Annotated in this window: 24 protein-coding genes and 1 tRNA gene; 12 read left to right on the top strand and 13 right to left on the bottom strand. The window is 72.0% G+C overall.

What is annotated here, in order from left to right:
* The first annotated feature begins 20 nt into the window (after positions 1-20).
* The 5 genes from B9B60_RS10945 to B9B60_RS10925 all read left to right on the top strand — a co-directional run bounded on the left by B9B60_RS10945 (position 21) and on the right by B9B60_RS10925 (position 5432).
* Positions 21-1730, top strand: coding sequence for a serine/threonine-protein kinase (locus tag B9B60_RS10945; protein WP_084451438.1), 1710 nt, complete (start codon positions 21-23; stop codon positions 1728-1730).
* The gene (locus B9B60_RS10940) at positions 1727-3325 is read left to right on the top strand and encodes a threonine/serine exporter family protein (RefSeq protein WP_159451195.1); all 1599 of its coding nucleotides are present in this window, start codon (positions 1727-1729) and stop codon (positions 3323-3325) included. Before B9B60_RS10945 ends, B9B60_RS10940 begins: the two co-directional genes overlap by 4 nt.
* 167 nt (positions 3326-3492) lie before the next feature.
* Positions 3493-4305 carry a transglycosylase family protein gene (locus B9B60_RS10935; RefSeq protein WP_084451436.1) on the top strand — a complete coding sequence of 271 codons (813 nt, stop codon included), beginning with the start codon at positions 3493-3495 and terminating at the stop codon, positions 4303-4305.
* Positions 4306-4559: 254 nt separating this feature from the next.
* Positions 4560-5285 carry a transglycosylase family protein gene (locus B9B60_RS10930; protein WP_084451435.1) on the top strand — a complete coding sequence of 242 codons (726 nt, stop codon included), beginning with the start codon at positions 4560-4562 and terminating at the stop codon, positions 5283-5285.
* A 74-nt stretch (positions 5286-5359) separates the two neighbouring features.
* A tRNA-Thr gene (locus B9B60_RS10925) sits at positions 5360-5432 on the top strand.
* A gap of 20 nt (positions 5433-5452) precedes the next feature.
* Here the strand turns inward: B9B60_RS10925 and B9B60_RS10920 are convergent.
* Positions 5453-5830 carry a tyrosine-type recombinase/integrase gene (locus B9B60_RS10920; protein ID WP_084451434.1) on the bottom strand — a complete coding sequence of 126 codons (378 nt, stop codon included), beginning with the start codon at positions 5828-5830 and terminating at the stop codon, positions 5453-5455.
* Between B9B60_RS10920 and B9B60_RS17850 the strand changes: the two genes are divergently transcribed.
* Positions 5778-6212, top strand: coding sequence for a GNAT family N-acetyltransferase (locus tag B9B60_RS17850; RefSeq protein WP_072623572.1), 435 nt, complete (start codon positions 5778-5780; stop codon positions 6210-6212). The two genes, B9B60_RS10920 and B9B60_RS17850, sit on opposite strands and share 53 nt — an antisense overlap.
* Positions 6213-6363: 151 nt before the next feature.
* Here B9B60_RS17850 and B9B60_RS16925 read toward each other — a convergent pair whose 3' ends face one another.
* The gene (locus tag B9B60_RS16925; RefSeq protein WP_143445545.1) at positions 6364-6993 is read right to left on the bottom strand and encodes a hypothetical protein; all 630 of its coding nucleotides are present in this window, start codon (positions 6991-6993) and stop codon (positions 6364-6366) included.
* A gap of 94 nt (positions 6994-7087) precedes the next feature.
* Positions 7088-7579: a lactococcin 972 family bacteriocin gene (locus B9B60_RS10910; protein WP_083545956.1), complete on the bottom strand. Its 492-nt coding sequence runs from the start codon at positions 7577-7579 to the stop codon at positions 7088-7090.
* A gap of 404 nt (positions 7580-7983) precedes the next feature.
* Between B9B60_RS10910 and pyrE the strand changes: the two genes are divergently transcribed.
* On the top strand, positions 7984-8517 hold the full coding sequence (gene pyrE, locus B9B60_RS10905; protein ID WP_072623573.1) for an orotate phosphoribosyltransferase: 534 nt from the start codon (positions 7984-7986) through the stop codon (positions 8515-8517).
* A 469-nt stretch (positions 8518-8986) separates the two neighbouring features.
* On the opposite strand, the gene B9B60_RS10900 is transcribed toward pyrE, so the two are convergent.
* Positions 8987-9397: a transglycosylase SLT domain-containing protein gene (locus B9B60_RS10900; protein ID WP_084451433.1), complete on the bottom strand. Its 411-nt coding sequence runs from the start codon at positions 9395-9397 to the stop codon at positions 8987-8989.
* Positions 9398-9429: 32 nt separating this feature from the next.
* On the opposite strand from B9B60_RS10900, the gene B9B60_RS10895 reads away from it, so the two are divergent.
* From B9B60_RS10895 to B9B60_RS10885, 3 genes are read left to right on the top strand one after another with little or no spacing between them, the layout of a single operon-like run.
* The gene (locus B9B60_RS10895) at positions 9430-10386 is read left to right on the top strand and encodes a glucosyl-3-phosphoglycerate synthase (protein ID WP_084451570.1); all 957 of its coding nucleotides are present in this window, start codon (positions 9430-9432) and stop codon (positions 10384-10386) included.
* Positions 10383-11243, top strand: coding sequence for a dihydropteroate synthase (gene folP, locus B9B60_RS10890; protein WP_084451430.1), 861 nt, complete (start codon positions 10383-10385; stop codon positions 11241-11243). The genes B9B60_RS10895 and folP overlap by 4 nt, the downstream gene beginning before the upstream one ends.
* Positions 11240-11902: a class III extradiol ring-cleavage dioxygenase family protein gene (locus B9B60_RS10885; RefSeq protein WP_084451428.1), complete on the top strand. Its 663-nt coding sequence runs from the start codon at positions 11240-11242 to the stop codon at positions 11900-11902. The genes folP and B9B60_RS10885 overlap by 4 nt, the downstream gene beginning before the upstream one ends.
* Here B9B60_RS10885 and B9B60_RS10880 read toward each other — a convergent pair.
* On the bottom strand, positions 11899-12276 hold the full coding sequence (locus B9B60_RS10880; RefSeq protein ID WP_084451426.1) for a GntR family transcriptional regulator: 378 nt from the start codon (positions 12274-12276) through the stop codon (positions 11899-11901). The two genes, B9B60_RS10885 and B9B60_RS10880, sit on opposite strands and share 4 nt — an antisense overlap.
* On the bottom strand, positions 12273-12554 hold the full coding sequence (locus B9B60_RS17570; RefSeq protein WP_234993846.1) for a hypothetical protein: 282 nt from the start codon (positions 12552-12554) through the stop codon (positions 12273-12275). The genes B9B60_RS10880 and B9B60_RS17570 overlap by 4 nt, the downstream gene beginning before the upstream one ends.
* Positions 12555-12601: 47 nt before the next feature.
* On the opposite strand from B9B60_RS17570, the gene B9B60_RS10870 reads away from it, so the two are divergent.
* A complete protein-coding gene (locus tag B9B60_RS10870) occupies positions 12602-13942 on the top strand; it encodes an MFS transporter (RefSeq protein ID WP_084451424.1) in 1341 nt (446 codons plus the stop codon).
* 13 nt (positions 13943-13955) lie between these two features.
* Here B9B60_RS10870 and B9B60_RS10865 read toward each other — a convergent pair whose 3' ends face one another.
* Entirely contained in the window at positions 13956-15116 is a 1161-nt protein-coding gene (locus tag B9B60_RS10865) for an acyl-CoA dehydrogenase family protein (protein WP_084451422.1), read from the bottom strand.
* 210 nt (positions 15117-15326) lie between these two features.
* Between B9B60_RS10865 and B9B60_RS10860 the strand changes: the two genes are divergently transcribed.
* A complete protein-coding gene (locus tag B9B60_RS10860) occupies positions 15327-16454 on the top strand; it encodes an LCP family protein (RefSeq protein ID WP_084451420.1) in 1128 nt (375 codons plus the stop codon).
* Here B9B60_RS10860 and B9B60_RS10855 read toward each other — a convergent pair.
* The 6 genes from B9B60_RS10855 to B9B60_RS10830 all read right to left on the bottom strand — a co-directional run bounded on the left by B9B60_RS10855 (position 16447) and on the right by B9B60_RS10830 (position 21018).
* Positions 16447-17517: an ABC transporter ATP-binding protein gene (locus tag B9B60_RS10855; RefSeq protein ID WP_084451418.1), complete on the bottom strand. Its 1071-nt coding sequence runs from the start codon at positions 17515-17517 to the stop codon at positions 16447-16449. The two genes, B9B60_RS10860 and B9B60_RS10855, sit on opposite strands and share 8 nt — an antisense overlap.
* Positions 17514-18290, bottom strand: coding sequence for an ABC transporter permease (locus B9B60_RS10850; protein WP_084451416.1), 777 nt, complete (start codon positions 18288-18290; stop codon positions 17514-17516). The genes B9B60_RS10855 and B9B60_RS10850 overlap by 4 nt, the downstream gene beginning before the upstream one ends.
* Positions 18287-19054, bottom strand: coding sequence for a molybdate ABC transporter substrate-binding protein (gene modA, locus B9B60_RS10845; protein WP_200811210.1), 768 nt, complete (start codon positions 19052-19054; stop codon positions 18287-18289). Before modA ends, B9B60_RS10850 begins: the two co-directional genes overlap by 4 nt.
* Positions 19051-19452 carry a TOBE domain-containing protein gene (locus B9B60_RS10840; RefSeq protein ID WP_084451414.1) on the bottom strand — a complete coding sequence of 134 codons (402 nt, stop codon included), beginning with the start codon at positions 19450-19452 and terminating at the stop codon, positions 19051-19053. The genes modA and B9B60_RS10840 overlap by 4 nt, the downstream gene beginning before the upstream one ends.
* A 73-nt stretch (positions 19453-19525) precedes the next feature.
* On the bottom strand, positions 19526-20344 hold the full coding sequence (locus B9B60_RS10835) for an SGNH/GDSL hydrolase family protein (RefSeq protein WP_084451413.1): 819 nt from the start codon (positions 20342-20344) through the stop codon (positions 19526-19528).
* Positions 20341-21018, bottom strand: coding sequence for a uracil-DNA glycosylase (locus B9B60_RS10830; protein ID WP_084451412.1), 678 nt, complete (start codon positions 21016-21018; stop codon positions 20341-20343). Before B9B60_RS10830 ends, B9B60_RS10835 begins: the two co-directional genes overlap by 4 nt.
* Positions 21019-21026: the final 8 nt, after the last annotated feature.

The following is a 21026-nucleotide window of genomic DNA, read 5'->3' as shown; positions in this document are numbered from 1 at the left end:
GGGCCTTCTACCCTGAACCCATGACGACACAGCTCCTCGGGGACGACCCCGCCCCGGACGAGCGCGGAGACGTCAGCGTCGCGGACTTCGACACCATCGGTCCCTACCGCGTGCTCCAGCAGCTCGGCCAGGGCGGCATGGGCATCGTCCACCTCGCACTCGACGCCCGCGGCCGCGCCGTCGCGGTCAAGGTGCTGCGGACCCACGTCGCCCACGACGACGACGCCCGGGCGCGTCTGGGCCGTGAGGTCGACACGCTCGCGCGGGTGCGCTCGCAGCGGATCGCCCCCGTCTTCGACGCCGACCTCGAGGCCGACCAGCCCTACATCGTCACCCGCTACGTCCCCGGCCCGAGCCTCGAGCAGCTCGTCCGCGAGGAGGGCCCGCTCGACGCCGAGTCGCTGCTGCGTCTGGCCCGGGGCCTGGCCGAGGCGCTGCGCGCCATCCACGAGGTCGGGGTCATCCACCGCGACCTCAAGCCGGGCAATGTCCTCATCCTCGACGGCGACCCGGTCGTCATCGACTTCGGCATCGCCCACGTCGCCGACACCTCCCGCATGACCATGACCGGCCTCGTCATGGGCACTCCCGGCTACCTCTCGCCCGAGCTCGTCGAGGGCGGCGACGTCACGCCGGCCACGGACTGGTGGGGCTGGGCGGCGACGCTCGTCTTCGCGGCCACCGGGCGATCCCCCTTCGGTCGCGGTGGCATGGAGGCCGTGCTCGCCCGCGTGTGCCGCGGCGACGCCGACCTGCGCGATGTCGACCCCGAGCTCGCCCCGTTGCTCTACGCGGCGCTCACGCCCGACCCGCAGCTGCGGCCCGATGCCGACGAGGTGCTCATGGCGCTCGAGGCCTGGGCGCGCGGGCGCCCGGTGACCGACGTGCTGCCGCAGCGCACCCGTGCGCTGCAGGCCGACGCGACGCGCACCCTGCCGCCGGTGGCAGCCGCGCCGGCCCCCGTCCAGCGCGCCGAGCCGCCGGCGCCCTGGGGCAGTGGCGACTGGACCGACCCGCGGCCGGCTCCCGCGCCGACCCCGGCTCCCGTCGCGCAGAGCGGTCACACCTCGTGGCCGGGCACCGCCCCCGCCGGGGTGGCCGGCGACCGCCCCGGCGACCCTCGCATCGGCAAGTCGCGCCGCAGCGACGTGCTCGCGGCACTCCTCGCCGCCGTCGTGGCCCTGGCGACGGCCGTCCCCTTCGTCGGCCTCGGCCTGGCCGTGCTCTGGTCGTGGCTCGCCCGCACCGTCGACACCTCGATGACCTCGACGGTGCGCCGACGCCACCAGGCCGGCCGGCGTCGCAGCGACGGGGTCGTCGCCGCGATGGCCTCGCCGTGGCACCTGCTCACCGCCGGCCTCAAGACGGTCGTCGCCGCCCTCCTGCCGATCGCCGTGGGCGCCGCTGGTCTGCTCGCCGCTGCGCTGGCCCGGTCGGCGGTCGACGGGCTCGGCGTGCGGCTGGCCGCGCCCGTGCCGCTCGCGGTCGGGTCGCTGCTCGCCCTCCTCGTCGCGTGGTGGGGCCCTGGCGGCCCGGGCCTGCGGCGCGGCAGCCGCAGCCTCGTCCGCGGCGTGACCGGTGTCCCGGCCGCGCGGGTCGTGCTCATCGCGGTGCTCGTCGTCTTCGCCGTGGGTGTGCTCGGCGCCCTGGCCGTCGGTGCCCTCGAGGTCTCGTGGTGGCCCGACGTCAGCTCGCCCCTGCCCGGCCCGGAGCAGCTGCCCGCGCGATGACGAGCACCCCGCCCCCTCCGCCCCCACCGCGCCCCCGTCCGCGACCGCGGCGGCGGCCGGGAGCCGAGCCCGAGGCCGTCGACCCGACGACCGGCTCGATCCCGCAGCGGCCCCAGCCCAAGCCGCGCCGCCGCCCGAGCCTGCGCGGCGAGCAGCCGACCGAGACGATCCCGCTGCGCGGTTCGCTGCGCGGCACCCCCTACCGCGACCCCCGCGTCACCCGCGCCGTCGCCGAGGAGCGGGCGGCCGCGCACGCGATGGACCTCGCCCTGCGGGTCGCCGAGATCATGCTGCGCTCGGGGTCGTCGGCCAGCGGTGTCGAGTCCGCGACGATCGCCGTCGGCGTGGCGGCCGGGCTCGAGGACCTCGACGTCGACCTGACGATGCAGTCGATGCACATGCAGTGCCGCACGCCGTCGGGGCAGACGATCAGCCGGCTGCGTGTCGTGCGTCAGCCGCGCCTGGACTTCGCCCGGCTGGCGATGGTGCACGCCCTCGTCGACGACCTCGTCTCCGGCGACATCGACCTCGAGCAGGCCGACTCCCAGCTGCGGGAGATCAGCCGTACACCGCGCATGTGGTCGCGCTGGTTCGTCACCCTCGCCGAGGGCGGAGTGGCGGCCGGGGTCGCCCTCATCCTCGGGGCGAGCGACTTCGCGGTGCTCGTGGCGCTGCTCTCGGCCTGTCTGACGATCGGGCTCGCCTCGCTCATCGACCGGCTCAACCTGCCCGACTTCTACCTCGGGGCAATCGGCGGTGCCGTGGCGACGCTCGTCGCCTTCGTCGCCTATGTCCTGGGCACCTACTCGATCCTGCCGATCTCACCGTCCGACTTCGCCTTCATCGTGGCCGGCGGCATCGTCGCACTGCTGCCCTCACGCACGCTCATCTCGGCGATGGAGGACGTGCTGTCGGGCTTCCCGGTCACCGGGTCGGCTCGGATCTTCGCGGTCATGCTGCACACCTTCGGCCTCATCGTGGGTGTTGCCGGCGGCCTGGGCATGAGTCTCGAGCTCGGTGGGGTGCTCGACTTCGGGCTCGAGCCGCCGCCGATCGACAAGCTCGCCTGGGCCTCGGCCACGCTGCCGGTCGTCATCGTCGGCGCCGTGCTCATCGGCTTCGCCGGGGCGATCACGCTCCAGGGCAGCCGGCGCATGCTCCTGCCGGCGGCGCTGCTGTGCACGATGGGTGTGGCCGTCGCGGCCCTGCTCACCCAGGCCGGCCTCGGGCGGGTGACCGCCACCGGAGTCGCGGCGGCGCTCATCGGCTTCATGGCCCGCTTCATCGCGCTGCGCATGGACGCGCCGGCCCTCACGGTCGCCGTCCCGGCGACCTTCGGTCTCTTCCCCGGTCTGGGGATCTTCGTCGGCCTCTACCACATGACCAGTCCCTCGGCGATGGCCGACGGGTCCGACACCGTGCAGGGTCTCTTCAGCGTCCTCGGGGCGCTCGGCGTGATCATGGCGATCGCCACCGGGACCACCCTCGGCGACCGGCTGGCCGCCCCCTTCGACGCCCCGGTGGCGCAGCGACGCAAGGCCGCCGTCGAGCAGGAGAGCACGGCCCGGGCCGACGAGGGCTGGGACATCGTCTGACCCGCGCGCTACCGCACGAGCTGACCCGGTCCTGACCATTTCAGGTCACGTGTTTGACTCGTTTGGTCACGGGAAGGTAACGTTCCCGCCGTCAGCGAATGACGCCAGACCCCCTGGCAGCTTCGACCACGAAGCCCCCTGAACTCCGTGGAAGGAACCACACCCCCATGTTCTACTCCCCCAAGCACGCCCAGACGAAGCAGTCGTCGCCCGCTCGCCGCCGCATCGCCGGTGTCGCCGTGGCCGGCGCGACCGCCACCGTGGGCACCATCGCGACCGCGCAGGGCGCCTCCGCCGCCCCGGCCGCCTCCTCGTCCTCCGTGTGGGACGCCGTGGCCCAGTGCGAGAGCGGTGGCAACTGGTCGATCAACACCGGCAACGGCTTCTACGGCGGCCTGCAGTTCACGACGCAGACCTGGCAGGGCTTCGGCGGCGGCAAGTACGCGGCCAACGCGCACCAGGCCACCAAGGCCCAGCAGATCGAGATCGCCCAGAAGGTCCTGCAGGTGCAGGGCCCCGGCGCGTGGCCCGTCTGCTCGCAGAAGGCCGGCCTGACCAAGGCCAACGGCGGTGCCGCCGTGGCGTCCACCTCCGGTGGCGACAGCTCGGGCACCACGACCCAGGCCCCCACGCAGCAGCAGGCTCCCACGCAGCAGCAGGCTCCCACGCAGCAGCAGGCCCCGACGCAGACCTCCCGCTCGGAGGTTCGCGGTGAGGCCACCTCCGGCAGCCTCGTCGTCGACGGCATCCGTGGCCCCAAGACCAACGCCGCCATCGAGAAGTGGGTCGGCGTCGCACAGGACGGCACCCTCAGCTCCGCCGACGTCCAGGCCCTCCAGGCCAAGGTCGGCACGGCTCAGGACGGCGTCATCGGCCCGAAGACCACCGCTGCGCTGCAGTCGGTCGTCGGGGCCACGCAGGACGGCATCTGGGGTCCCAAGACCACCTCCGCGCTGCAGACCTACCTCAACGGTCGCTGAGCGAGACGCGGCTGACGGGCTGACCTGATCGGCCCGATCACCTCCACGAAGGGGAGGGGAGACCACTGGTCTCCCCTCCCCTTCGTCGTGCCCGGACGGGGCGCTCGGGGTGGTGACGGATGGTGGCCGAGGGCCTTGAGTTACAGGTCTGTATTTACGTGGCAGGTGTTGTTTGTGTGACTGAAGTGTCCTTAGCGTCTCTCTCGGACCTGCGCGGGGACCCCTGCCGCGCTCAGCCCAGGAGAGGGACCTTCATGTTCAGCACCAACGACTTTCCCGACCAGCGCGTCGGTCGCCGCGGCCGTCGTCTGCGCGTGGCCGGGGGCGCCGTCGCCGCCGGCGCGATCGTCGCCGGCGGTCTGGTCGTCGCCTCCAACGCCGGTGCATCCGACACGGTCTGGGACCGCGTCGCGGCCTGCGAGTCGACCGGCAACTGGAGTATCAACACCGGCAACGGCTACTACGGCGGCCTGCAGTTCTCCTTCCAGACCTGGAAGGGCTTCGGTGGGCAGAAGTACGCCTACACCGCCGACCGCGCGAGCAAGGCGCAGCAGATCGAGATCGCCCAGGAGGTGCTCAAGGTCCAGGGCCCCGGCGCCTGGCCCGTGTGCTCCCAGCGCGCCGGCCTGACCGTGTCCAACGGTCTGGCCGTCGACCCCTACTCCGGTGGCACCCGCCCCTCGCGCGACACCACGCGGCCGCCGGTGACCTCGACCGGCGGCAAGCTCGTCGTCGACGGCGTCCAGGGCCCGCGGACCAACGCCGGCATCGAGAAGTGGGGCGGCCGCCCGATGAACGGCTACCTCGACGCCGGTGACAAGCGCGCCCTCCAGGCCCGCGTCGGCACCGCGCAAGACGGCATCATCGGCCCGATGACAACGCGGGCGCTGCAGCGCAAGGTCGGCGCCGACGTCGACGGCAAGTGGGGGCCGCAGACGACCTCCCGCCTGCAGACCTGGCTGAACAACAACGTGCTCTGAGCGCACGACCGGCTCGGTGAGGACCGGGACCGCGGGCTAAGATGCCGCGGTCCCGGTCTTCGTCGTCCGGGCCCGCTGGCGTGGCGCAATTGGTAGCGCACCTGTCTTGTAAACAGGTGGTTGAGGGTTCGAGTCCCTTCGCCAGCTCTGAAATCAAGGGAAACACCTCACTCCCCACCCTCCGGAAGGCCGAAGCCTCCACTTTCGCCTCCACTTTGGCCCGGCGAAGGGGGTCGTGGGTCCGCCGCTTCGAGCGCCGCCAGCACCCGAGGATCCTGCTCCCCACGGCCCAGGTAGACGTCCTGCGTCATCGACACCCGCGAGTGGCCGAGCTGGTCCGCGATGATCCGCGCCGTGACCCCTGACCCGTCGAGGATGCTCGCCGTCGTCTTGCGCCAGGCGTGCGAGGTCACCCACTCCAGGTCGCTGTCGAGCCGCACCTCGTAGAGCCACCGGCTGACCGAGCGCGGCTCCCGGAAGCCACCGTCGACCGTGCCGAAGACCGGCTCCTCCGGCCCGACCCCGACCTCAGCGCGCCGCCGCAGTCAGTGGGTGTCGCGTATTGACGGGCACCCCGTAGGGCATGTGGCGCTCACGCGCCCAGGGGACCGCGAGGACGCCGTCGAGATCATGGCTCAAAGAGGCATGCCCGTCGAGCGTTCGGCCGTCGTGGCTCGTCTCTTCGTGCTGCCAGCGGCAAGGGGTCGCGGCGTTGGCGGTGAACTGATGAGAACCGTCGCGGTTGCTGCGAGCGACTTGAGCCTGATCCCAATCCTAGAAGTTTTAGCAAAAGATCGGGCGGCCCTGCGACTGTACGAAGATCGTGGGTGGGAGCCGATCGGTGAAACCACCCATCGACACGGATCGAGGTCCTATTCTGCTGTGGCCCTTCGTGGACCCTCAGCGGGCGGTGGCAGTGAATGGTGACTCGCAGACTGCTGGCGGCGCAACGGGGAGACGTGCCAAGAATCAGGAGGGGATCAATACGTCGCATGACACGCCAATTACAAGTCTGACAAAGAACTCCCCCGGCTACGCCCAGCACATCGCCTAGCTTGCCGAATCGACATGGGTCGGCCTATTTGCTTAGGTCGCAATCGAGGCGCGCTGCCCCGGAGGCGTGTTCGCCCGGCCGGTGAGCCGCGGTGCGCGACGTGAGAGCAACGATGCGTATGACTGCGACGGCGAAAGCGACACCCGCGGCCACGGGCCACAGAATCCGCGTCACCTGCAAGAGCTCAGGATCCATCCAAGGGTCTTGAGAAAGAAAGCCGTATGCATCGAAAGCGCCGTAGGAGACGAACGCGGGAAGGGCGGCGGCGGCGGGAACGGATATCCACGTGCGTCTTCTGACTAGACGTGTCAACCCACCAATCGCCGCGGAGACGACCAGAGCCGCGATGGTCCAGAAAATGACGATGGCGGGAGACTTGGAACTTCCAGTTCCGGTTACCTGTTCAGCGAGAATGTAGTCGAATAGGTAGTACGCCGCTATGGCTGGCAACAGCGTGAATAAACTGCGCTTGGTGGCCGAAGGCCAAGACGCTCCCCCCCAGGCTGCGAGGAAGGAAGCCGCGAGCCACCCCCAGCTATTCCCGACAAGCTTGGAGATGTAAACGGCCCCGGGGAAGAGCCCGTAGTTTGCGGTCACGTTGACCAGACCTAGAAGTAGCCCGCCTCCAAGCAAGTACCAGTGGATCCGTCGCACGGTAGATCAGATCTCCTCGGGTCGAACAAGAGGTTGGGTTGATGACGCTGTGCATGACGCGTCATCAACCCAACTCGTTCATACTCAAACCAGGTCAGGCCGAGTTGCTCCAGTACACCTTGCAGGTGTTGCTGGTCCAGCGGATAACGTAGGCCTCGGCCCAGCCCTTAGCGCCTTGGGTCACGGTGTCGGTGTAGCCGTCCATCGAGGCAGTGGCGCTGTGGCGGTTGTACCAGTGGTAGTACTTGGAGAAGCAAGTCTTTTGACCTCCAGCGTTTACGGTGGTTCCGTAGCGCCACTCTCCGCCACCCACGCGCACCGTTGCAGCAGGCGCAAAGGGGGAAGATTGCTTGCCGTCAACGGTGACCGTTCCTTCGCCAGTGAAGGTGACATAGCCGCCGGTAGCGGTCTCCCCGCTATCGATGACCTTGATCGATCCAGTTGTCTCGACGTCAGCGCCCACATGGTGACTCTGCGGATCGCTAGCCTTCCGAGGTGACTCCGCGACGGCTGCGCCGGGCAGGGCCAGGGTCCCGAGTGCCATGGTCAGCGTCGCGATCAGGGATGCGGCGGACTTTCGATTCATGTTCAAACCCCCCCCTTGTGCGGTGACCCCGCGGCCCGCGCCGGGCGCGGAGTCCTGATGTTGCGAACACTAGGCCAGATCACGAGAAACCTCTCGACGAACCGTGCTCGGGCGCGCTGGGCGAACCGCACACCCACTGCTGCGCTCGGATGCGCGTGCTGCATCCCGGAGTTGGCCGGCTTTGCGCGAACTGAGGTACCGACCGTCCACAGGCCTTGACTCTTCGTCGCGCTGCCACCCGAGGGCCACTGAGGCTCACCGCGGCCCGGTGAGAAGTTTCTCCACTGACTCAAGCGCGCCTTCGGCGCGAGCCGGCGGGCCGAGCCCGCACGGCACAGAAACGGCGTCCGAGTGGGAAGTCAGACGCCAACTCTGCTGAGCAAGACCTATGGGAAACTGCCCTCGTGGCCGACCTCCTCAGCGAACTTGCCCGTGACATTGACCGGGCCTGCCGACTGACGGGCACCTTCACGCTTCGTAGTGGTCAGGTCGCCACCGAGTACTTCGACAAGTACCTCTTCGAATCCGACCCGCACCTCCTTCGGCGAGTCGCCGAGAGCATGGTCCCGCTGATTCCCGAAGACACAGACCTTCTTGGCGGCCTGGAGCTCGGCGGCATCCCTCTCGCCACGATGCTCAGCAGCCTCACCGCCACGCCCGCACTCTTCGTCCGGAAGAAGGCCAAGGAGTACGGAACCAAGCGGCTGGCCGAGGGTGCAGATGTCGACGGACGCCGCGTGACCCTCGTCGAGGACATCATCACCACCGGTGGTGCGGTCCGAGACGCCACCCTTGCCCTGCGCGAGGCGGGCGCGACGGTCGAGGCCGTCGTCTGCGCGATTGACCGCAGCCCCAATCCCGGCGACGCGCTGTCCGACGTCGACTTGACCACGCGCTACCTGTTGACCCGAGCCGACCTGGACCGAGCGCACGCGTAGAGGGACCAAGTCACCTTCACGCCTCCGACCCTCCGCTTCACTCTCCGCCCACCTCCGGACCGCATCAAGGGCGCTCCGCGTCACTCCGTGATGGACTCCGTCCACCCTTGACCCGGCCACTCCGGCAGGCTCCTCTGCTCCGCTACAGGGTCCGTGGCTAGATCCGGCCAGCCCTCCACTTACGCCTCCTCTTTGGTCCAGAGAAGGACCGATCCAGTCCGAGACGGCTCCATGCATGCACGCGAACACCGTTGGAAACACAGGGAATCCGAGTCCCAGCAGAACCCATCCGAGGACCACCGCAGGGAAACAGGTGGTTGAGGGTTCGAGTCCCTTCGCCAGCTCCACGTGCACCAGCTGCGGTGGCATGTCGCGCGGCAGTTCATGGTGTGACTCGGGCACAAGGCCCGGAAATTCGGCGGTTCCGATGGCGTGACTGGGCGAACTGCCGCGTGACGCGCCGTAGGCGTCAGTCGCGCTGGGCCAGCCAGGCGTCGATCGACTCCTTGAGCGGGGTCTCCTGCTCACCCACGAGGACCGCGCCGGCGTCTCCGGACGAGGAGGTGGGGGTGACTCCCTTCGCCTCGCCGTCGGCACCGATGATCACGTCGACCTCGCCGCGCTCGACGGCGGCAGCGAGCGCCTCGAGCTCGCCGACCTGCCAGCTCGGGTGCGCCCCGATGGAGTCCGCGTAGTCGCCGATGAGGTCGGCGGCCGGGCCGGTGACGTCGCCGCCGTCGGTCGGGACGGTGCGCGGGGGGTTGTCGACGACGCCGACGTTGAGCACGCCGGTGCTCTCGGCGCGGGACAGAGCGGACCCGGGGTCGGAGCAGGCGGTCAGCAGCAGCGGCAGCAGCAGGATCGCCAGGAGTCGTCGCATGGGCTCCATGATGCCTGCATACGATGAGCCGCATGCGCCCGTCGACCCGTGAGTGGCTGTCGGCGCGCAGCCACGTCCACACGGACTTCGACGCCGCCGACCTCGTCACCCGCCTCGAGGCGAAGGGGGAGTCCGTCGCCGTCGTCGTCCCGGCCCGCAACGAGGCCGCTACGGTCGGCGATGTGGTGGCCGGCCTACGCCGCGAGCTCGTCGAGACCCAGCCGCTCGTCCACGAGCTCGTCGTCATCGACTCCGACTCGACCGACGACACCGCGCGCGTCGCGGCCGACGCGGGGGCCACCGTGCACCGCGCGGCCGACATCGCGCCGCACCTCGGCGCCCACCCGGGCAAGGGCGAGGCGTTGTGGAAGTCGCTCTTCGTCACCACCGCCGACCTGCTCGTCTTCGTCGATGCCGACCTCACCGAGTGGGGACCGCACTTCGTCACCGGGCTCGTCGGTGCCATGACCGCCGACCCGGGCACCCTGCTCGTCAAGGGCTGGTACGACCGCGTCATGGACGTGCCCGGCCGCGCCGCGAGCACCGAGGGCGGCCGGGTCACCGAGCTCGTCGCCCGCCCGGTCCTCGACCTGTGGTGGCCCGAGCTCGCCGGCGTCGTCCAGCCCCTGGCGGGGGAGTGGGCCGCCCGCCGCTCGCTCATGGAGTCGCTGACCGTGCCGACCGGCTACGGCATCGAGATCGCCTCGCTCCTCGACACCCACACCCGCCACGGTCTCGACGCGATCGCCCAGGTCGACCTCGGGGCCCGCGCCCACCGCCACCAGCGCGACCACGACCTCGCCGTCATGGCCGCCGAGCTGCTCGCCGTCGTCCACGCCCGCCGGCACGGCGAGCCGGTCGACGTCGCGGTCGCGAGCGAGACGCTCGAGCAGTTCACCCGCGAGGGCGGCTGGCGGACCCGGCCCGTCCCCCTTCGCCAGCGGCCACCGGCGACCACCCAGCCCGGCTATCCCGCAGGAGCACGATGAGACTCGGCCGCCACTCCTTCGCCGACGACGCGATGCTCGTCATGGCGATCGTCAACCGCACGCCCGACTCCTTCTACGACAAGGGCGCGACCTTCGCCGAGGACAAGGCGATGGAGCGCGTCGGCCTCGTCGTCGAGCAGGGTGCCGACATCGTCGACATCGGCGGGGTCAAGGCCGCGCCCGGGGGTGACGTCGACGTCGCCGAGGAGATCGACCGGGTCGCCGGACTCGTCGCCCGCGTCCGCGAGGCCCACCCGCAACTGGTCGTCTCGGTCGACACCTGGCGGGCCGAGGTCGGCGAAGCCGTCTGCGCCGCAGGCGCGGACGTGCTCAACGACGCGTGGGGCGGGGCCGACCCCGGTCTCGTCGACATCGCGGCCGCGCACGACGTCGCGATCATCTGCACGCACACCGGCGGGGTGGAGCCGCGCACCCGCCCCTTCCGCACCGGCTTCGAGGGTGACGTCGTCGCCGACGTCATCGAGGGAGTCCTCGGCTACGCCGAGCGGGCCGTGGCCGCCGGCGTCGCCCGCGAGTCGGTCGTCATCGACCCGGCGCACGACTTCGGCAAGAACACCCACCACACCCTCGAGGTCACCCGCCGCCTCGACGAGATGGTTGAGACCGGCTGGCCCGTGCTGGTGTCGCTGTCCAACAAGGACTTCGTCGGGGAGACCCTCGACCGCCCCGTCGACGAGCGCCTGATCGGCACGCTCGCGACGACCGCCGTCTCCGCGTGGCTCGGCGCGCGGATCTACCGCGTCCACGAGGTCGCCGAGACCCGCCAGGTGCTCGACATGGTCGCCACCCTGCGCGGCGAACGTCCCCCGGCCCGCACGATCCGGGGGCTGGCATGAGCCTCACCGCCGCAGTCGTCGTCCCGGCCGCCCCGGCCCTGCTGCCCGGCATCGGCGGCACCGCCGACCCGCTCGCCGACCTGCGTGAGCGGGCAGCAGCCCTCGTCGCCGACACCGCCACGGCGAAGGGGGCCGACCGTCTCGTCGTCGTCGGCTCGGGTACGACCACCCGTGTGTGGCCCGGCGACGCCCCTTCGGGTGCTGCGCGCTTCACGACCGGCCGCGTCCCCGAGGGTGCGCTGCCGACCGACCTCGAGATCGGACGTCTGCTCGTCCCCTCTGGAGGGGGCGAGACCTTGCTGCACTCGGTCGCCGCCGACGCGTCGCCGCAGGAGTGCGCAGCCCTGGGCGCCACCCTCGCCGCGGGCCCGTCGACGCTGCTGGTCGTCGTCGCCGACGGCCCGGCGACGCTCACCGAGAAGGCGCCGGGCCACCTCCAACCGGACGCGGCTCCCTTCGCCGAGGGTCTTGCGTGCGCGCTCGCCGCTGCCGACACCACTGCCCTGGCCGCCCTCGACCCCGCGACGTGCGACCGGCTGTGGATGCGCGGTCGGGCCGCCCTGCAGGTCCTCGCCGCCGCGACCGACGGTCTGGCGGGGGAGCTCGTCGCCGAGGAGTCTCCCTTCGGCGTGCAGTACCTGCTTGCCCGCTGGGGCTAGTCGTCCCCGCGGGCCACGATCTCCACGACCTGGATCGCGCGGTCGTCGCTGACCCCCAACGCCCGCACCCGGGCGAGGTACTCGCGGGCGGCCGCCTCGACGAGTGCGCCGTCAGCCTCTGCCCGTGGGGCCACCCGAGTGCCTGCCCCGCGCGCCGTCGTCACCAGACCGTCGGCCTCGAGCTCCCGGTAGGCCCGGGCGACCGTGCCGGCCGCCAGCCCGAGGTCGCTTGCGAGACCGCGCACGGAGGGCAGCCGCTCCCCGGTGACGAGGCGGCCACTCTCGATGAGCAGCGCCACCTGGTGACGCACCTGCTCGAAGGGGGCGTCCGCGCCCTCGGGGTCGATGCTGAGCAGCTCGCGCACGGTGCTCACCCGCCCAGCTCGAGCTTGAAGCCCTCGGGGGAGGCGACGTACCCGAGCCGTTCGTAGAACCGGTGCGCGTCGCCCCGTCGCTTGTCGCTCGTCAGCTGCATGGTGCCCGCGGGGCGGCCGTCCCCGTCACGCACGATGACGAGCAGCTGCTGGGGGTGGGCGACGGCGGCGTCGAAGGCCGCGTCGTAGGGCGCGGGGTCGGTGCGCGTGGCTCGGGCGATCGTGAAGTTCCCGTGGGCAGTGGCGAGCTCGTGCACGTGGCCTCCGGTCTGCTGCATGGAACGCAGCTTGGTTGAACGATGCAGACATTCGTACCATCTATGCAGTGACCGGGACCCGACAGCTGCACGACATCGGGCGGCGTCGCGCCTACGCCATCTGGGGCGCCGGCCTCGCCGTCTACGTCCTCGCCGTCTTCCACCGCACCTCCCTCGGGGTCGCGGGGCTGCTCGCGGCGGACCGCTTCGACGTCAACGCCAGCCAGCTGGCGACCTTCACCGTCCTCCAGCTCGCCGTCTACGCCGGCATGCAGGTGCCCGTCGGGGTGGCGCTCGACCGCTTCGGCTCACGCATCCTCATCATCAGCGGCCTGGTCTGCATGACCGTCGGGCAGCTGTGGTTCGCCGTCGCCGACAGCTTCGCCATGGGCCTGGGAGCCCGGGCCCTCGTCGGTGCCGGCGACGCGATGGTCTTCACCGCGGTCCTGCGGCTGGTCGCCGTGTGGTTCCTCGTGCGGCAGGCGCCGGTCATCACCCAGGTCACCGGCATGATCGGCCAGATGGGCGCCGTCGCCGCGGCCGTCCCCCTGAGCGCCGCCCTGCACGGCATGGGCTGGACCCGCACCTACGCCCTGGCCGCCTCGCTCGGCGTCATCCTGCTCCTCGGTGCCTTCGCGGTCATCAAGGACTCGCCCTACGAGCGCGGCGAGGTCGAGCGGATCAAGCTGCGCGCCCTGCGACACAGCCTCACCGAGGTCTGGCGCGACCCCGGCGCCAGGCTCGGGCTCTCGGTGCACTTCACCTCGCAGTTCGCGCCCACGGTCTTCGCGCTGCTGTGGGGCTACCCCTTCCTCGTCTCGGGGCAGGGGCTGTCGCCGACCACGGCATCGACGCTGCTCACCCTGATGACCTTCGTCGCGCTCGTCGCCGGCCCGACGATCGGGCGCTGGACCGGCCGCAACCCCTACTACCGCTCGGTGGTCGCGCTCGGCGTCGTCGGGGCGATCGCCCTGGTGTGGGCGGTCGTCCTCGCACTGCCCGGCCGGGCTCCGCTGTGGCTGCTCGTCGTCCTCGTCGCCGTCACCGCGGTGGGCGGCCCCGGGTCGATGATCGCCTTCGACCTGGCCCGCACCTTCCACCGCAGCGACCGGCTCGGCCGGGCCTCGGGCGTGGTCAACATGGGCGGCTTCGTCGCCTCGCTCGTGACGATGGCCCTCATCGGCCTCGTCCTCGACCGGCTGGCCCCCGGCGGCCCGTCGACCTACACCCTCGACGACTTCCGCATCGCGATGAGCGTCCAGTTCCTCCTGTGGGGCTTCGGCGCCTGGATGATCTGGCGCTACCGCCGGCGCAGCCTCGAGCGGGTCGCGCAGAGCCCCGGCGCCATGGACGCGTTGCGCCGCGGCGAGGCGCTCCTGCCCGGGATCTCCCGGGACCACGAGGCCTGACGGGCGAAGGGGGTCAGAGCCCGGCGAGGAGCTGGCGCGAGATGACCAGCCGCTGGATCTGGTTGGTCCCCTCGAAGATCTGGGTCACCTTGGCCTCGCGGAAGTAGCGCTCCACGGGGAAGTCCTGGGTGAAGCCGGCGCCACCGAGCACCTGGATCGCCTCGGTGGTCACCCGCATCGCCGCGTCGGTCGCGACGAGCTTGGCCACCGCAGCCTCCTTGCCGAAGGCCCGCCCCGCGTCGCGCAGCCGGGCCGCGTGCAGGTAGGTCGCGCGCGCACTGGTCACCGCGGCCTCCATGTCGGCGAGGAGGAAGGCCAGGCCCTGGTTGCTCGCGATCGTCCGGCCGAACTGCTCGCGCTCGCTCGCGTAGCGGGCCGCGACGTCGAGGGCTGCCTGGCCCAGGCCGGTCGCCACGGCGGCGATGCCCAGACGGCCGGCGTCGAGCCCGGCGAGCGCCATGGGCACCCCGCGCCCGAGGTCGCCGACCTGCCGGTCGCCGGCCACCGGCACGTCCTCGAAGATCACCTCGCGCACGGTGTCGCCGTGCAGGCCCATCTTGCGCTCGGGGGTGCCGAAGGACAGGCCCTCGGCGTCGGCCGGGACGACGAAGCAGCTGACGCCGCGGCCCCCGTCGTCGCTCGTGCGGGCAAAGGTCGTGTAGTAGTCGGCGTGACCGGCGTGCGAGATCCAGGCCTTGCGGCCCCGGATGCGCCAGTCGTCGCCGTCCGGGGTCGCCCGGGTGGTCATCGCGCCGATGTCGGAGCCGGCGAGCGGCTCGGAGAGGGCGTAGGCGCCGAGGGTCTCGCCCGAGAGCATGTCGGGCAGGAGCGCTGCCTGCTGCTCGGGGGTCCCGTAGGTGTGGACGGCATAGGCGGTCAGCGAGTGCACCGAGACGCCGACCGCGACGGCCGCCCAGGCGGAGGCGATCTCCTCGACGACCTGCAGGTAGACCTCGTAGGGCTGGCCGCCACCGCCGAGCTCCTCGGGGTAGGGCAGCGACAGCAGACCTGCCCGCCCGAGCGTGCGGAAGACCTCCCGCGGGAAGACCTCCTCGGTGGCCGCGCGCGCCTCGACGTCGTCCACCTGCGGTCGCAGGGTCTTGTCGCAGATCGCCCGGGTGAGCTCGATGAGATCGTCACCGATGTCCGTGGGCATGAGCCTCGTTGCTGCCATGCGGGCCACTCTAGGAGGTGCCTCGAGGAGGTGGTCAGCCGCGTGGAGTGCGGCAAGCACTTCTGACAGGTCACCGTCGACATCGCCGACCGCACCGAGGTCGAGGTCCGCGTCGACGTCACCTCGGGCACGGCGACCCTCGAGCAGGACGACGACAACACCGGCGACAGCGACGACAACGACGACGACTGACCGGCCTACGGTGGAGGGGTGAGACCTCCCTTCGCCCGTACCGCCGCGACCGCCACCGCCCTCGCGCTGGCGGTCGCGGCCTGCTCCGCCGAGGAGTCGCAGGCCCCGTCGTCGGACCCTTCGAGCTCGTCGAGCTCCACCCCCACCCCGACCTCCAGCAGCGCAGCCGCACCCGCGGCCGAGGTCACCGGCGCGCCCGCGGCGCTCACCTCTGCCGTGGCGAAGAAGTACGGCTCGGCGACCCTGCGCGGCAAGGCCTCGCTCGGCACTTGGCGCGGCTCGAAGGTCGCCGTCGTCACCGCCGGCGACGACGTCACTCTCGCCGTCCAGCCCAGGGGCCGCCAGGGCTGGAAGGTCGTCGGCGGGTGGTGGCCGAGCCTCGGCGGGACCCGCGGCAAGGCCGACCTCGGTGGGGCCAGGCACGTCCTGGTCATCGGCTCCGACGCGCGCCCCGGCCAGGACGTCGAGCGCTCACGCGCCGACGCGATCCAGCTCCTCGGGGTCGACGGCACGGGCGGCGCGGGCCTCATGGGCTTCGCCCGCGACCTGTGGGTCCCGATCCCCGGGCACGGACAGGGCAAGCTCAACTCCTCGATGGTCTTCGCCGGGCCGAGCGGGCAGACCGAGTCCGTGAGCAGCATCAGCGGCATCGACGTCGACGGCTACGTCGTCACCGGCTTCGAGGGCTTCGAGGCGATCGTCGACGAGCTCGGTGGGCTGAACTTCATCGCGCCCCGGGCGATGGACTCGCACCTGTCCGGCGGCCAGGTGAAGAAGGGCTACAACCACCTCGACGGCCGCGAGGCGCTCGCCTGGTCCTGTGAGCGCAAGTCACTGCCGGGCGGCGACTTCGACCGCTCCCGCAACCAGGGCCTGCTCCTGGCCTCCGCGGCGATCCAGGCGCGGCTGCGCGGGCCGGGCTCGATCCCCGGGGCGCTCACCGTCATCGACGAGCACGCGAGCAGCAACCTGTCGGCGCAGGACATGCTCCTCGTCTCCGCGGCCTTCTTCCGGGTCGATCCCACCCGGGTCGGCACGGCGGTGGCCCAGGGCCCGACGGGCATGCAGTCCGGGCAGTCGATCGTGCGTCTGGACGAGGACTCCCGCCGGGCCTTCCGCGACTTCCGCGACGGCCGGCTCAGCTGAGCGCCCCGGCGTGCGCCGGGTGCACCCGCACCTGCGTCGCCTTGACCGAGACCCACACGCTCGCGCCCGGCCGCAGGGGCACCTCGGTCAGCGCGGCGGGCGTGATCTCGGCGCTCATGACGAAGGGGGACTCCAGCCCCACGCGCACCCGGCCCGCGTGGGCCTCGACCCGGGAGACCCGACCCGGCCAGACATTGCGCGGGGAGCCCTCGGGCCGGTCGCGGTGCAGGGAGACCGCGTCGGGGGCGAAGGTCACCCAGCAGTCGCCGGTCACGTCGTGCGGGCCGGTGGCGATCACCGTGCTCGCCCCGGTGTCGTCGCGGGCCTGCGCTCCGGACCCGGAGCCCGCCCGTGCCCGCACGAGGTTGACCCCGGCCAGGTCTGCGGTGAACCCGCTGCGCGGTCGGTCGAGCACGGCGCGCACCGGGCCGTGCTCGACCTGCTCGCCGAGGACCGTGAGGGTGTCGTCGGCGCCGTCGCAGACCGTGAGCACGTCGAGGACGTCGTGGGTGGCCAGCACGACGACGAGGTCGTCGCGCTCGTGGGTCACGTCGGACAGGACCGCCCGCATCTGCGGTGTCGCCTCGACGTCGAGGGCGGCCAGCGGCTCGTCGAGCAGCAGCGCCAACGGCTCCGCAGCCAGGGCCCGGGCGAGGGCGACCCGGGCGGCCTGGCCGCCGGAGAGGCCACCCGGTCGCCGGTCGGCGAAGGCGCTCATGCCCACGACCTCGAGCCAGTGGTCGGCGAGCGCCCGGGCCGCTCGTCGACCGTGACCGAGGCTGCGGGGGCCGAAGGCGACGTTGTCCCGCACGCCGAGGTGGGGGAAGAGCTGCGCCGCTTGGCTCATCAGCACGACCCGGCGACGGTGCGGCGGCACGCCGTCGAGGCTGCGGCCGCCGAGGACGATCCGGCTCCCGTCGATCGGGGCCAGCCCGGCGATGACCGACAGCAGCGAGGACTTGCCGGCGCCGTTGGGTCCGGCCAGCGCGTGCCGCCCCGCCGGCAGGGTGAGGTCGACGTCGAGGCCGCGCTGGGCCCAGCGGGCGGTGACCTGCAGACTCACGCCGGTCCTCCCTTCGTCCGGGCGTAGACGGCACCGACGATGAGCGTCGCGAGCACGACGAGGACGAGCGAGAGGGCGATGGCGGCGTCCTGGTCGACCTCCCGCTGGAGGTAGATCTCGAGCGGCAGGGTGCGGGTGCGGCCCTGCGCGGACCCGGCGAAGGTCAGCGTGGCGCCGAACTCGCCGAGCGCCCGGGCGAAGGCCAGCACCGAGCCCGACAGCAGCCCCGGTCCGACGAGCGGGAGGGTGACCCGCGTCAGGCGGCGCCACGGGCTCGCACCGAGGGTCGCCGCGGCCTGCTCCTGCCGTGGGTCGAGGCCGCGGACCGCGCCCTCGAGCGAGAGCACGAGGAAGGGGAGCGCGACGAAGGTCTGCGCGAGGACGACCGCGGTGGTCGTGTAGGAGATCGTCACGCCCGCGGCGACGAGGTGCTCGCCGAGCAGGCCCCGGCGACCGAAGGTCGTCAGCAGGGCCAGACCGCCGACGACCGGTGGCAGGACGAGCGGGACGAGGACGAGCGCCCTCAGCACGGACCGACCCGGCCAGCGGCCCCGGGCGAGCAGGATCGCGAGCGGGGTACCGAGCAGGATGCACAGCAGGGTCGAGACGACCGCGGTGCGCAGCGACAGCAGGAGCGCGTCGAGCGACGCCTCGGAGGTCAGCAGCGGCCAGAGCGACCCGACGTCGACGGAGGTGAGCAGGCCGAGCAGCGGGACGACGACGACGAGGACGGCCCCCGCCGCCGGGAGCCACAGCCAGGCGGGTGGTCTCACGGGGTGCCGAAGCCCTTGTCCTGCAGCACCTTTTGCCCTTCGGGGCCGGTCACGTGGGCGACGAAGTCCTCGGCGAGGTCAGCGGCGGCGGCGTCGGTGAGGGTCGCGATCGGGTAGCTGTTGACGACCTCGTCGGCGCCCTCGGTCTCGACGGTCTCGACGTCCTCGCCCGCGGCGGTGGCGTCGGTGACGTAGACCAGACCCGCGTCGGCCTCGCCGCTGCTCACCTTGGTCAGCACGTCGGTCACCTTGGACTCCTCGCTCGCCGGGTCGAGCGTGACGCCCTGCTGCTCGGTGAGCGTCGTGGCCGCGGCCCCGCAGGGGACCTGCTCGGCGCACACGACGACGGCCAGGTCGGGGTCGGCGAGGTCGTCCAACCCGCTGATCTTCTTCGGGTTGCCGGGTTCGGTGATGATCGTCAGCACGTTGGTGGCGAAGATCTGCGGGTCCTCGACGGAGTCGGCGACCTTGTCCATGTTGGCCTCGTCGGCCGAGGCGAAGACGTCGATCTGCGCCCCGCCCTCGATCTGGGTCGCGAGGTCGGAGGACCCAGCGAACTGGTACTCGACCTCGACCCCCTCGTGCTCGGCCTCGAAGTCGGTGGCGATCTCCTCGAAGGCCTCGGTGAGCGACGCAGCGGCCGCGACGTGGAGGGTGGTCGTGCCGCCCTCGCCGCCCGACCCGTCGCCTGAGTCGGAGCCGCACGCCGCCAGGGCGAGGGCCAGCGCGGCGACGGTCGTGGTCGTGAGGGTGCGATGGATCATGCGGGGATCCCAGGGGTGGCGATGACGACATTGGTCGACTTGATCGACGCGACCGCGACGACGCCCGGCTCGAGGCCGAGCTCGTCGGCGGCCTCGCGCGACATGAGCGAGACGATGCGGAAGGGGCCGGCCTGCAGGCTGACCTGGGCCATGACGCCGTCGCGCTGCACATCGGTGACGATGCCGCGCATGCGGTTGCGGGCGGACTCGTCGCGCACGCTGCCGATGGCCGGTGGCTGGGCGATCTCCTGCGCCAGCCGGGCCAGATCGGCGCCGTCGACGAGGACGGGCCCCGCTCCCTTCGTCGCCGTGAGGCGCCCGCCGTCGATCCACCGTCGGATGGTGTCGGGGGAGACGGCGAGCAACTCGGCCGCCTCGGACACCCGCATCTGCGTCATGAGAGGAACGTATCAGCCGCAGATGCAGCACAGTGGTCGCATTGCCGTAGGGCAATGCGACTTCGGGCGCGGGTCAGTCGGTGGGCAGGTCCTGCGGGCCGAAGGGGGTCGGTCGCCCGATCTTGGCCGTCACCGAGTCGCCGGAGGAGCGGCCGGTGAGCCGGCGCTGCACCCACGGGCCGGCGTAGGAGACGGCCCACCGCGCGCGCTCCGCACGGCGCTGCGCGGCCGGGACCGGCGGCGCAGCGGGCAGCCGCTCGTCCCACCCCTCCCGCGCGCCGAGGCCGAGCGCCGCGAGAGCCGCCTGGGTGAGCCGCTGGTGCCCCTCGGTGCTGGGGTGGATGCGGTCCTCGCCCCACATGCGCGGGTCGCGCATCGACTGCATGCCCCACAGGCCGAGGACGTGCGCGCCGTGCCGGGAGGCGATCGTGTAGAGGTTGGCCGTGTGCACCGCGTGACGGGTGCGCAGCGCGGAGAAGAGCCCCGCCCCGCGCGGGTCGGTCGGGGTCGCGAGGAGCACGTCGGCGCCGGTCGCCCGGATCCGCGTGACGGCCTCCTCGAGCCGGGCGGCGATGGCGTCGAGGTCGACGCGCGGCCGGAGGATGTCGTTGCCGCCGCCGACGATCGACACGAGGTCGGGGGCCATCGTCATCGCCTCGTCGAGCTGACGACCGACGACGTCGTCGAGCTTGCGGCCGCGGATCGCCAGGTTGGCGTAGTGCAGCTCTTCTCCGCCGGTGCGGCCTGCGAGCTCGGCCGCGAGCCGGTCGGCCCAGCCGATGAAGCGGCCCTCGTGGCGCGGGTCGGTGTCGACCATGCCCTCTGTGAAGGAGTCGCCGATTGCGACGTAGCGGCGCCAGGGGTGCTCGGCGGGGACGGTCGGGTCGGTCACGGCAGGCTCCAGTCGATCGGGTCGGCGCCCTGGCGGGCGAGCAGCTCGTTGGTGCGGCTGAAGGGCCGCGAGCCGAAGAAGCCGTTGCGGGCCGACAGGGGAGAGGGGTGGGCGCTCTCGACGCGCGGCACGTCGCCGAGCGCCGGGGCGAGGTTGCGGGCCTGACGGCCCCAGAGGATCGCGACGAGCGGTCCGCCGCGGGAGGCGAGGACCTCGATCGCCCGGTCGGTGACGGTCTCCCAGCCGCGGCCGTGGTGGCTGCCCGGTGCGCCCGGCCGGACCGTGAGGCAGCGGTTGAGCAGCATGACACCCTGCCGCGCCCATGGGCTGAGGTCGCCGTTGGTCGGCTGGGGGACCTTGATGTCGTCGACGAGCTCCCGGTGGATGTTGGTCAGCGATCGCGGCAGTGGCCGCACCTCGGGTGCGACGGCGAAGGACAGACCGATCGCGTGCCCGGGCGTCGGGTAGGGGTCCTGGCCGACGACGAGGACCCGCACCTGCTCGAGCGGGATGGTGAAGGCGCGCAGCACGTGCTCGCCCGCCGGCAGGTAGCCGTGGCCGGCGTCGAGCTCCGCCCGCAGGACGTCGCCCATCGCGGCGATCGCGGGTGCCACCGGCTCCAGTGCCTGTGCCCACGACGGGTGGACGAGCTCGGTCAGCGGTCGCGTGGGCACGCCCCCAA

The organism is Janibacter indicus (assembly GCF_900176385.1).
GTDB lineage: Bacteria > Actinomycetota > Actinomycetes > Actinomycetales > Dermatophilaceae > Janibacter > Janibacter indicus.
This window is presented reverse-complemented; position numbering and strand designations above follow the sequence as displayed.